The organism is Streptococcus oralis subsp. tigurinus (genome assembly GCF_002096275.1).
Classification (GTDB): domain Bacteria; phylum Bacillota; class Bacilli; order Lactobacillales; family Streptococcaceae; genus Streptococcus; species Streptococcus oralis_CN.
On the sequence record NZ_NCUG01000018.1, the window covers coordinates 343,434 to 355,706 of the forward strand.

General features: G+C 34.2%; 13 protein-coding genes. 2 read left to right on the forward strand and 11 right to left on the reverse strand.

Annotated elements, in window-relative coordinates:
- Nucleotides 1-99 precede the first annotated feature (99 nt).
- Complete coding sequence (locus B7725_RS06800) at nt 100-2,076, reverse strand: peptide ABC transporter substrate-binding protein (protein WP_000745942.1); 1,977 nt, start codon at nt 2,074-2,076, stop codon at nt 100-102.
- A 176-nt stretch (nt 2,077-2,252) separates the two neighbouring features.
- Between B7725_RS06800 and B7725_RS06805 the strand changes: the two genes are divergently transcribed.
- Together B7725_RS06805 and B7725_RS10285 are read left to right on the forward strand one after the other, a co-directional pair.
- Entirely contained in the window at nt 2,253-3,266 is a 1,014-nt protein-coding gene (locus B7725_RS06805; RefSeq protein ID WP_084875303.1) for a lactonase family protein, read from the forward strand.
- Nucleotides 3,267-3,568: 302 nt separating this feature from the next.
- Nucleotides 3,569-3,736, forward strand: a complete 168-nt coding sequence (locus B7725_RS10285; protein ID WP_394335034.1) for a DUF6900 domain-containing protein — start codon at nt 3,569-3,571, stop codon at nt 3,734-3,736.
- Between the two features lie 546 nt (nt 3,737-4,282).
- On the opposite strand, the gene B7725_RS06810 is transcribed toward B7725_RS10285, so the two are convergent.
- The 10 genes from B7725_RS06810 to B7725_RS06850 all read right to left on the reverse strand — a co-directional run bounded on the left by B7725_RS06810 (nt 4,283) and on the right by B7725_RS06850 (nt 12,138).
- Entirely contained in the window at nt 4,283-6,178 is a 1,896-nt protein-coding gene (locus B7725_RS06810; RefSeq protein ID WP_239823777.1) for a helicase-related protein, read from the reverse strand.
- On the reverse strand, nt 6,179-6,769 hold the full coding sequence (locus B7725_RS10135; protein ID WP_239823778.1) for a hypothetical protein: 591 nt from the start codon (nt 6,767-6,769) through the stop codon (nt 6,179-6,181).
- A complete protein-coding gene (locus B7725_RS06815; RefSeq protein ID WP_084875305.1) occupies nt 6,769-7,683 on the reverse strand; it encodes a HamA C-terminal domain-containing protein in 915 nt (304 codons plus the stop codon). The genes B7725_RS10135 and B7725_RS06815 overlap by 1 nt, the downstream gene beginning before the upstream one ends.
- Nucleotides 7,684-8,496: 813 nt before the next feature.
- Nucleotides 8,497-8,913: a hypothetical protein gene (locus B7725_RS06820; RefSeq protein ID WP_142357355.1), complete on the reverse strand. Its 417-nt coding sequence runs from the start codon at nt 8,911-8,913 to the stop codon at nt 8,497-8,499.
- Between the two features lie 104 nt (nt 8,914-9,017).
- Nucleotides 9,018-9,395, reverse strand: a complete 378-nt coding sequence (locus B7725_RS06825; RefSeq protein WP_084875309.1) for a hypothetical protein — start codon at nt 9,393-9,395, stop codon at nt 9,018-9,020.
- Between the two features lie 590 nt (nt 9,396-9,985).
- Nucleotides 9,986-10,165 (reverse strand): hypothetical protein, encoded by a 180-nt coding sequence (locus B7725_RS06830; protein WP_084875311.1) that lies wholly within the window; start codon nt 10,163-10,165, stop codon nt 9,986-9,988.
- A 1-nt stretch (nt 10,166) separates the two neighbouring features.
- Nucleotides 10,167-10,499, reverse strand: a complete 333-nt coding sequence (locus B7725_RS06835; protein WP_060955877.1) for a hypothetical protein — start codon at nt 10,497-10,499, stop codon at nt 10,167-10,169.
- A gap of 18 nt (nt 10,500-10,517) precedes the next feature.
- Complete coding sequence (locus B7725_RS06840) at nt 10,518-10,907, reverse strand: hypothetical protein (RefSeq protein WP_084875313.1); 390 nt, start codon at nt 10,905-10,907, stop codon at nt 10,518-10,520.
- Nucleotides 10,907-11,359 (reverse strand): hypothetical protein, encoded by a 453-nt coding sequence (locus tag B7725_RS06845; protein WP_084875315.1) that lies wholly within the window; start codon nt 11,357-11,359, stop codon nt 10,907-10,909. Before B7725_RS06845 ends, B7725_RS06840 begins: the two co-directional genes overlap by 1 nt.
- 14 nt (nt 11,360-11,373) lie before the next feature.
- Complete coding sequence (locus B7725_RS06850; protein WP_084875317.1) at nt 11,374-12,138, reverse strand: hypothetical protein; 765 nt, start codon at nt 12,136-12,138, stop codon at nt 11,374-11,376.
- Between the last annotated feature and the right edge of the window lie 135 nt (nt 12,139-12,273).

The window sequence follows — 12,273 nt, forward strand, 5'->3', positions numbered from 1 at the left end:
CATTCTCTCATTATACCATTTTTAGACTAAAATAACTCTTTTTTTAAGTGCTTACATAGATAGACAAAAAGAAAAATCTCCTCAATTGAGGAGATTTATTTAATCTTTAATATGACTTGATAGTTGTTTTTGGTATTCTTCGTTTGATTTTGCTTTTTCTTCAGCAAATTTCTTGCGAAATTCTTCCATTTCTTTACTTGTCACAATCTTATCTTGAATCTTCAGATATTTATAACTGTTTTCGCCTGTTTTATCACCGACCCAACCATCTGCTCCTGTTCCTGGAACTTTCTTTGTAACAAGCATTTGGGCACCGTCTGAGTGTACAGGAATAACTAGAGCACTATCTGTCAACCATGCTTGAGCTTTAGCATATTTTGAATAACGTTTTTCGAGATCTGTTTTCTCACTGTTAGCATCATCAAGTAATTCTTTGTATTTATCCAATCCTACTGCCTTAATGGCTGAACTATCTGATCCTGGTGCAATACCAAGTGCTCCAAGAAGAGTTGGTCCAGATGTTGGATCAAATGCATCAAGATAGGTTGATGGATCTGCATAGTCTGGGCTCCATCCACTGTTTGGATTGATATCCCAGTCGATATTGTCTTTTGAAGTTGCAAGAACGGTCATACTTCCCAATTCATCATCAGAAACTTGTTGGATATCAACCACTACATTTTCAACTCCAAGAGCTTCCTCTATTGATTGTTTATACGATTGAGCTTGACGTACAAAATCCGTTTGAGTAGAGGAAACTGGCAAGTCCAAATGAATAGGGAACTGAACACCGTCGGCTTGAAGAGTTTTCTTAGCCGCTTCAAGTTTGGTTTTAGCTTTCTCTACATTATGAAGTGAATCTTGTGCATCATCTAGGCTAACATCGCTCCAAGCAGTATCCAACTTGTCAAGTTCTGCTTTTGTTACTTGACCAAAAGATTGATCTCCAATTTGAACAAACGTTGGAGGTGTAAAGCTAGTACGTAATTTACGAGGGGCAACTTCATCACCAAATACTTGAGAGACAGCAGCCTTACGATCTGCTCCAAAAGCCAAGGCTTGGCGGAAATCTTTGTTCAACAAAGCTTTCTTAGTAGATGTCTTTTCTTCGTCCGTTGTTTTAGAAGTATGGTTATAGGCTACACGGTCAATATTAGTTGAAATGTAGTAGCTACCTCCTCTTTGTTGACCATACACAATGTTGTCTTTGTATTTTTCTTTGAATCGCTCATAGTTTGCAGAATTCTTAAAGAGAGGAGCTGCTGGGTAGTGGCCTTCATCAAAACCACGACCAAGAGAGTCTGCATCTTGACCATCAAAGAAGGTTAATTTTATATCATCAATAAAGACATTTCCTTTATCCCAATAGTTTTGGTTTTTTGTCATCTCGATTGAAGATTTCGATGTGAGACCTTTCAGAAGGTAAGGACCATTGTATAGAATACTTGTAACATCAGTAGGTTTACCAAAATCATCCCCCTTAGAGGCTAAAAAGTCTTCATTGATTGGTGCTAAAACACCCATCGTTGTCTTGGAATTCCAGAAAGATTCAGGATTATTAAGCGTATAAACAAGAGTATAATCATCTGTCGCCTTAATTCCAACAGTAGAAAAATCATTTGTTTTCCCGTTAATATAATCATCTAACCCTTTGATTGAATCCTGTACAAGATAGAGGGCTTGTGATTTCTTAGCGACAGCATGTTTCAAACCTGTCACGAAATCCTGAGCCTTTACTTCACCATATTCCTCGCCTTCATTAGTGTACCACTTAATCCCTTTCCGGATTTTATAGGTGTAAGTCAAACCATCTTTAGAAACACTCCAGTCCTCTGCTACAGACGGCACAAGATTTCCATATTGGTCATTCTCAAGCAAACCATCGATGACATTCCCAGTCACCTGTTTGGTACTGGAATTTCCAGAAACTGTATAGTCCAAAGTTGCAGGATCCGATGAGAAGACATAAGTATAAGTCACAGGTTGGTTGGCGTTTTTACCACCAGACGAACAAGCTGCTAGTAGTGCTGATGACAACACTGCTACTGCAGCCGTTAGAAAAATACGTTTTTTCATAAGACACTCCTTTAAATCAAATATATCATTATTATATCACTTTGATTTTTGAAAGCAAGGTAAAAACTAAATAAATCTCCCTAAGATGTTTTCTGTAATTTTCAAAAAATGATGAAAGTCAGTTAAGAATTTCATTTTGTGGTATAATGAACTTATCATTATTAAGAGGTATGGACATGAAAGAAACTGTTTATTTTGGAACTTACACTCGTCGCTTATCTAAAGGGATTTACAAAGCTGATTTTAATACAGAAACAGGCCAGCTTGAAAATCTTGAACTCTTTGCTGCTGAACCAAGTCCGACCTACCTTGCCTTTGACCAACAGCAACACTTATACACCGTAGGGAGCCAGGATGGCTTGGGTGGAATCGCTGCTTACAAGACCGACGGCACTTTGTTAAATCATGTGGTGGAAGAAGGCGCTCCTCATTGTTATGTGACAGTAGATGAAAAACGTGGTCTCGTTTATGGGGCCAACTATCATAAAGGTCAAGTTCTAGTTTATAAACGTCAATCGGATGGTAGACTCATCCAAACAGATCTAGATCAGCATAGCGGACAAGGTCCTCATGAAAACCAATCTTCCCCACATGTACACTTTACGGATCTAACACCTGACCAGTATCTCGTCACATGTGATCTAGGAACGGATGAAGTAACGACCTACGATGTTAGCCCAGAAGGAAAACTAAGTAAACTCTACACTTATCACAGCCAAGCTGGAGCAGGTGCTCGCCACATCGTTTTCCATCATCATTATAAGATTGCCTACCTCATCTGTGAACTCAACAGTACCATTGAAGTCTTGATTTACGATGGTGTTGGTGAATTTGAACGCATGCAAGTCATTTCGACTTTGCCAGATGGATATGAGGAATTTAATGCTACTGCTGCCATTCGTCTTTCAAAAGACGGCAAATACCTCTATGCATCCAACCGAGGTCATGATTCCATTGCTGTATTTAGCATCCTAGCTGATGGTAGTTTGGAATTATTAGAGATTGTTCCAAGTCATGGTAAAACACCACGTGATTTCGACCTAACTCCTGACCAAGAATTTCTAATTGCAGTTCACCAAGATTCAGATAATGCAACCGTCTTTAAACGTAATCCTGAAACTGGTCGATTAGCTGAGCTTTCTAACGATTTCCGAGTTCCCGAAGCCGTTTGCATCACATTTAAACATTAATATAAAATAAAAATGAACTTGCTTAATATTGTGTTGTCACCCAGCAGTCCAATACCAAACCCACTCTAACCCCTTAAACCCAGCGATTCCGAGTCGCTGGGGTTTTCGTAAAAACAGTGTTTAACTCTTCCTCCACGGAGAGTTATGATGTATACACCAATAAAGAAAAAGAGATTTAGATGGAAAAATTTACCAATAAAAATATTCAACATAATCAGTTTGAAATAAGCGAGCTGTCGCTTCAAGACCGCATTAGGCATATTCATAGTTTCGAAAACGCAGATACCACCTGAGACGATGAAATCGCCACAGTCGCAAAGATAGTGGGCAGAATTGCCACACTGGAACGACAATATTCAGACAGTCAATATCTTCACGATGTTTCGGTGTGGACGCTCAATGAGATGCTTCGGGTGAGTTGTGAGCTGGGCAAACTTTCGAAAGAAGATCCAGCAAACACAATTTATTGAAAATTATAACACACCTCACCCAACAGTCCAATAACTAAACAACCTCTAACACCATAAATCACTTATTCTCGGATATTATTTTTTCAATTTACAACTTCCCCCCCTTACTAAAATAGACTTAAATACTGTTTAATACAACTCTGTTAATTAGATTGCTATGACTATTCCAGTTGGTATTCTAGGCGGAATTACTATATTGAAACTAAGTTCTATTGACTTTTATCTTTCTTGGATTACTTGATGAAATTATAAGTTCATCTAAAACATCTGAACAAAGTTTTTTCTATTACATTATTCTCTATTGACATATTATTTGCTAAAGAAAAGCTACTATTTTCCACTGCAGATGGTAATTCCTAATTATTTTCAATATGATGTGCAATTCTAAGCATACTCGAAATCAATCATGTAAGTTCTTTTACTCATTGATATGTTCAACCAACGATTTAAATACTTTATTCAGGAACGCTTGCATATTATCATTAAATTTTTTAGAAGAGATAAACAAAAACATATAAGATATCTTTGCTAAATCCATAATTTATATCAAAGTAAAATTTCAATTTGAGCTTTTGTCACCTTATTTATTTCTTTTTTTAGAAGTTTACTTTTATCTATAGCTATAATTTCTTCATTAGAATTTAATTCAAAGCAGTCTGTATATTTTTTAAGTTCAATAGAAACTTGGCGTTCGAAACCTATTTTTTGAAGCTCGATTGTTGTTTTATCATTGGTCCCATATTCAAGATAATTATGCCATTCACCATCATCTTGATTTGTAAGCATCAAATAGTTTGTAACATAATTTTTTATTTTAAATCTTATTACATTCTCAATATCTCTCAATAATTCGTTTATGATCTGATTGACATGATGTATATTTTGTCTAGAAAAAGTGACTCTCTTATTAGGGTCGTGATTGATTTCAATCTCATAGCGATTTTTATCCAAGAAATCTATTGTTCTTACAATCATAACATTTAATGGTCTTGATTTTATCCAATCGCTCATTAAAAGTGCATAGTACGCTATTTTCTTCGCATTCCCTAGCTGTCTTTTATCTTCTTCATTTTTCCAATCGTATTTTAAAGTAAGGATGCTTAAAATTTTTAAGCAATCATTATAATCATAACCATCATTAAAAATATAAGGATTGTTATCTTTATATATCATTTCCTGATACTTAGGTTTTATAGTTGTTGACATCATTAAAATATCTTCAGGAACTGTAAAATCAGTAATTAATTTATATATTTTTTGACGTTCAGAATTTTTTTGACTAAATTTCTCACTTAACTGTGACGTCACTCCCTTTTTATGTTGAAAAGCAAGAATAGAGGCATAATCCGAGATAATCCTCTTGTTCTTTCTTGACATACTTTTATTAGTTAAAGGGCGCTCTATTAAAGTATTGCCAATATTTTTGTAAAAATTGTTTTTACCTGTTAGAAGCATACTTTCAACTTTAGGTAGATCACTATCCCCTATTAAATCAATCGCACGCCCCGACCATCGTTTTTCTTCAAGCCTTACGATAAATATATTACCATACAGCTCCTCAGACAACCTTCCGGCTCGACCCGCAAGATTTTTAAAATCTAATGAAGTTAGCTTGGATTGACCTAATTTCTCACTAAGAATAAATAAATTTTTTGCTGGTAAATTAACCCCCTGTAACAAAGTTGATGTCGTAAATAAATATTTCAGATGTCCTTGCTTAAACTCAGACTCTATTCTTTCTCTTACAACTTGCGGTAATGCACCAAAATGAAAGCCAATCTGATATTTAACCAATTCTGCAAGAAAATAATCTTCGTGAATTGTATCTTGGATAAATTTCGATAACTCTATCAGATCGGTATCGTTTACCTGTTTAAGTTGCGAAATTAGTTTCTGTGCTTCTCGAACAGTATCATTTACCGTATTGCAATAAATAATGGACTGGTTTCCTTTAGTTGTTAATAGTATAAATTCTTCAAATGAATATCTATTAAAAGGAAGTTCGTAGCTTTTATCATTTTTTAAATAGTCGTAATAAATCGTAGCTTTATGCTCTATAAAATCAACAAAAAATTTATTTTGAACAACATTAACATCAGTTATCCGTTGAGATTCTTCAGTTGAACTGCCGACTAGTTCAAGGAATATACTAGGGTTTGGTATGTTTGGTGAAGCAAAATATAAATTTACAGATTTTTGTTGTGCTAATGTTATTGCATGATAAAACATCGGCGAACGTTCATCTTCTGCAATAATGTTTTGCGCTTCATCAATAATCATTGCCGAAATATTTGGATTCTTTTTATTTGAAAAATATGATATCAATCTTTCAGGAGTAAAAACAAAGATAAATTTTTTATTCCTATATAGTGCTGGTATCTCTGGATTATCAACAATACGGTATTTTTCATTCGATAAAAAATTTGTTAAGTCACGTACCACCTACGTAATTAAAGCGCGAGTTGGGACTAAGAATGCGATGTTTTCACTCGAATTTTTTTCTTCAATCAGCCAATTAATATACTCAGCAAATAGGAAAGATTTGCCAAATGAAGTCCCAGCAGAAAAACTATAGTGATTGGAATTCTTTATAGATTGAATTACTTCATATTGAGAGTCGGTGAAGTACCTATTTTTAATTGAAGTCCCTTGAAATACTTGTTTAATTAATTTATCGATTTCAATCTCATCATTATTGATTGTACCGCCATAGTACTCTAATATCTCTAAAGACGGAAAATTTCCTAACTTCACCATCACATTTTGAGCAAACAGCTGATAAATCCTATTATCCTTATATTCATCAAATAAAGTTGATACTATTTTTAAAGATATATTCCTATTAAAAGAATCGCTAGAGCGAGATAATATATCTGAAAAACGCAATATATCAATTAGCTCTTGTTTATTTAAGCTATCTACATTCTCACCAAAAATTTTCTTTCCAAAATTAAATTGTATTTTCTTTAAAAGCTCATAGAGGTAATCATCGTTAATAGCCTGTTTATTTAACCTTTGAATTATAGTTTCCATCATTTTGTTATTCCTTTAATAAGCTCTTCTCGCGTTTTATTAAGATCAGTAAAGGGTATAAGAAAAACATAGAAATTTTTTGCTTTTAATTCCCGCTTAATAATATGCTGTTCGATTGTAGCCACTCTATTATTGACAATATTATATACTTCTTCTTTTATCGCATTCTCGAAATCGTCTTCGTTTTTTTTAGAAAAATCTTCTGGAATATTAAGGTTAAAACCTATAAAGATTCCAAATGCATCTGAAACAGAAAATGATGAGGGATTTCTAGAAGGATAGATAATCTGGGAAATTAAGACTTTATCCTTATCATCAATCACTTCGTTTTCGATTTGAGAACTAATCAATGCTAATTCAAATGCTCTAACATCTTTATTCTCGTTATCTGTAAATCTACTAATAGAGCTAAACGCTTCCCTAAAAGCGTCTGTAACATCATCATATAATTTCGATTCACCATAAATAAGATGATAACGTTCACTATTTGGAACTTTAACAAAATGAATACCATCAGCACCTTTTACGTAATCCTCAGAATTAGTTTTCAGTGCCATTTTTGATAGAATTTGCGGAGCCGACAGATATCCCTCTAACATCATATAGAGTAACAATTCACCTAGCTCTCCCTTATTATGCAGGTGATCTTTAAATTTAGATTTAGCCTCTGTATTTAGTCGAGAAAATTTTCTATCTGCTATATATTGTTCAACAGTTTTTCTACTTAGCGCAAAATCAATTACAACTTCAGATAAATTATCTTGTAATCCTAAATAGTCAAATTCATATCCGTTCAGTCTTGGCATGAAAAGTTTCAATGTTACCGCCCTAGATTCATTCTTAAAAAGAATTACATCTGGTAACTCAATAAGTCCCTTTACGGTATCCTTAGCGTTTTTCGATATTTTTAGCATACTTGTTTTCACTAACTCCAAGTCTAATAGTACTTATGCCACATATTGTATATTTTTTATAACCCAATTATATCATAGCCCCCAAAATAGTCCAAATATCAATACACCCTATAACCCAATACTCAAAAACAGGAAGTGTCTAAATTTCCTGTTTTAATAATGCATAGCGTCCTAAAAGTAAAGCCCTATATTTTACATCACTGGTTTTTTACAAAATGCTTAACTTTCCCTTGCAGAGAATTATGATGAGTGCCCCCAATATAACAAAGGAGACTCCGATGGAAAAATTTAATCAAAGATCATGAAAACAAATCAACTCTCCTGAAAATCGAAACCATTTACCTCAAAACTTTTGATAAATTACGAGATTATACAGTGGATGATATATTTTTAAGCTCCAATTTTGAATTAAATTCTCAATTACAGATTAAGATTCTTGGGCTTGCACCAGTAGCTTTCTCAATCCAACGTTTGCTGATGAATATTATGCAATTGATCGTCGGATGAAAAATTTAAAAGAGCTTGTGGTGTAGAGATCGAAACTTCACGAAGAGAAAGTTGATATTTTGAATAAAGCCAAAACTAATGATAAATTTCAATCATTTTTCAACAAAACTGTTGACACAATTACTTAAAGTCTGTATAATAGATTAAGTTATCTCAGATAGCTATAAAATATATGCTTTTGAGATAAAGAAAATCCCAATGATAGTTCTAGTATCACTGGGAAGAAGATTTCTTATTTTTAGTTATCAGCCTTATAGTTAACCAACAAGAGAACGACAAGACTGATTTACGGTTTCTCACCACTTCTTAGTGGTGATTTTTTCTTTCATTTGGTGAGGCTTTATTTTTAGGTTTAAGGTGGTTGTTTTTCCTCCCAGCCCCAGCAGATATAATCCCATCTAAGTTTCTGGATTTTTTATCAGAATTAAGAATGGCGTGTATGCTATATGAAATAATAGAAATAGCTATAATAACTCCTACAACTATCACAACAAGATTCCAAAAAGGCATTGGTTGAATGAAGCCATACACACTCCCAGTTCCTCCAGCACCTATAAGCATTGAAATAAAATTTGTTTTTTTATCTGTACCGTCCTCACTTTCATTAAAAATGATGTTGATTGGATAAAATAAGAAACCTTCAGTGTTACTAATATAAACCATATTCTTACACTTTGTCAATAGTAGTATATTATTTGTAACTGTTTTTAATTTTTCTGACATTTTTACACTGTATTAGAAAATTTTTAAGAAACTTTTCTATATATTCTCAATTCGAAACAAACGCCCCAGTCACAAAACTGGGGCAATTTTGTTGTAATTTTAGGCTAACAAATCGCTTCATTGATATAAGTTACTGGCGTTGCCAAAATGTATAGCAAAATTTCGCACATCTCGCCTCTACTTTGGCAAGTAAGCAACTTTTCGATTTTCGCAATAAACTTTTCTTTGCTTTCGTTAATGGCAAAAACTGTTATTTTGCGTTTAAAAACATTAGTTTCAACATAATCGAAGGCAAAACCTTTTTCGAGCACTCGTAGTTTCGTTAAAAATGCGGGCAAAGATATCGGGTCGCTGAGGTAAAATCCTAATTGGTTTGGTTGCCATTCAATTGGTATTTCTGGCACTACGCCCCAGTATAGCTGGCTACGAATATCACCTTCTAATTTTTGTAGATACATTTCGGTTTCTAAATCGATATACATATCACTCCTATCTGTTTCTTTCTTTTACCTGTCAATCATAACTCTCTTTGGCACGGAAGTCCAGCCTGTTTTTGAGTTTAATTTACATCAGTATTTGGGCTAAAATTAAGATTTTTTGCTGGTATTTTTGTGAGAATGTGGAGTTGTGAAAAGCTCAACTGCTGGAGATTTTCGAAAGGTAATCCATCACAACAGAAGCAAAAAAAGGAAATAAAAAGCTTAGAATATTTTCTTGAAGACTCCTCCGCCCTCCTCTACACAGACTAATATTGTGTAAAAATACAATAAGTCGTGTGCCAAAATTGGGCAGAAACGGCGGTGTTAGTGCAAAGTTAATCAACCCGAACCGAAAGGCGAAGCGAACATAAAACATCTAAGCTTCTGACAATCTGACGCTCAGCAGTCTAAAAGCAATCTGAGTTCACATATCTTATGAGTGAATTAAAAGACGGTTCAAAAAATGAGCCGTCTTTTTTCTATTATTCGTCAAATATAAATATTGGTTCTTTTGAGTTAGATACCTTAGATTTGAATAAGAGAAGATGATCTTAGTTTTATCTGGCAGTATAACCAGACTGTAAATCCTCAACTTATTTTTCTTCTTTTTCCACCTTACGTTTTTCTTCGTGCTTATCCAAGCTTTTCGAAAAGAATTGCTGGGCTAGATCTGTCAGCCAATCTGCTAAACGGTCGCCTGCGAATTGAATAGCGATAAGAATTCCAGTTGCTACAATAAAAACCAAAATCAAGTAATTATCCAAATTAGCCATTTTAATTATTTTCTCCTTGTTTTCTTGCCTCTACTAAAATATCTTTAAAATCGTCATCTTGCCAAAGTGTGAAAAAAGTAATTCCACCAACCACAACAGAGACCATCACACCTGTAAGGCTACTTCCACGCTTTTTCGAAACCAGTTTGTTTATCTCTTTGCCTGCGGATTTAAATAGCCCAGCTGAGAGATATGAATCAGGTTTAAATACAGAACCTGCTGTATAGCTTTGCCCGTAATAAAGTACCGAACCATTATCTCTAAATCCATAAAATAGAAATCCAATGATGGCTATTGTTATAATTGCCAATCGAATTTTAATGCTATTTTTCATATTAATCCACCTTTCACATTACTTATAATCAATACCTTTTCTTGTTATCGCAACGACCTTTTCTTTACTAAGAAAAGCAATCACTGATTTACCGTCTTTTAATTTGTAAACGTAGTAGTCTGTAATGATACCATTTATTCCCACAGTCCAATTTGATTTCTGAGACAGGATTGATTCACCACTGGATAAGTCCATTTTTAGTAATTTTTCATATAGCTGGGTAACATCGCTAAGAGAAGAAGACTTCTCGTGTGGTGTTCCAACCGCCTTAAGCAAGTCTTTTTCGGTTAGCTCATTCTGAATACTTGGAAAATTCGATAAAACTAAATCGTTTCTCTTATTTGCGCAAGAAACAAGTAACAAAATCATCACTAAACATGTAATCACCATTCCTAATTTTTTCATCATTATTCTACCTTTTTAAATTCAAACTTTAACGAATTTTCTCCAATCATAAAACCATTCTGGTTACCAGAATTATCATTCAATGGCTTATTTTCGAAATATAAAGTCTTTTGGTCATCGGACAGGGTTGCAATTCCGGAAATATTTTTTCCTTCAATTACAATTTTGTCACCTTTTTGATGCCATTTAGCGGAGAAAGTTTCGCCGTTGTCCATTGTTAAAGTTCCGTCTTTTTTTATCTCCATAGTAGCATTCCAGTGAATATATTTAGAGATAATTGAAGCAAGGTCGGCTTGTCCAGTTGCTTTGCCTGCGATTTTCGCTCCATCTTCTCTAACACTTCCTTGGTCGAAGATATCGGTCTTCCATTTGCCTGTGAAGTTCTTTTTAGTACAAGCACAAAGAAGGAGTGAGGCTAACGCTATAATAATTAAAGATAATAGGGATTTTTTCATCACTCGCTATCCTCCTATTTTTGAATATTATCTGCCATTTTAGCTAATATTGTTTCTAAAATAGCAGGAGACACTTTTCTTTCCTCCATAGAATGACTACCATTAGGTTCGAATAACAAATCCATAGATAAAACTTGACTTCCATTTAGAAAAATCTTACTACTAAAAGTGCTTTGTTCCTTAGTATCATACTGGTCATAGATAAAAGCTCCATTTTCTATCCTTAAGTCTACAAAAGGAACGTAACTTTCCATCTGGTTAGTAGCTCGACCTCTTTCCTCATTTGGAAGAGCAGCTTTTTGGTAATAATCTGAGTTTAAATAACTTTCTAATAACTCTTGGGCTTGTCCAGAATTCTGAATGTGGAATTTAAAATCTCCTTGTTCATATGCACCGTGAATCTCAATTCCTGTATGGTCATATAAATTAGCTTCTAACCTCATTCCTCCCACCTGATTATTATCTTTATCAAAGAATAGATATTGAATAGGAACACTCTTCTGGAGTTCATCATAGTCCCAGGACATTTTAGGGTCTATTTTCACATTACTGATTCCATACTGCAACATAATTTCGCCTAAATCTTTATCAGATAGCACTTTCTTTAAGTCATCAGACGTTTTGATTCGAAGATTGGCTGTTTCGCTTTGATTATGATTATCTGAACTAACTGGGTTATTAGCACTATTCTTCTGTGCTACTGTAGAATTCGAACAGCTGCATAAGCAAGCCAAAATTAAAACACCAATGCCTAACTTAGTAAGTTTTTTAAGTTCCATTTGCTTTCCTTTTTGTTTGTATAAAATCTCCTAGTCCCTTGCGAGACAAGGCTTTAGGCGTATCGGATAACGACCGTTAAACGATACACTTAAAAAAAACAAAAAATGCCAATCTAACACAGACTCAAAACCTTG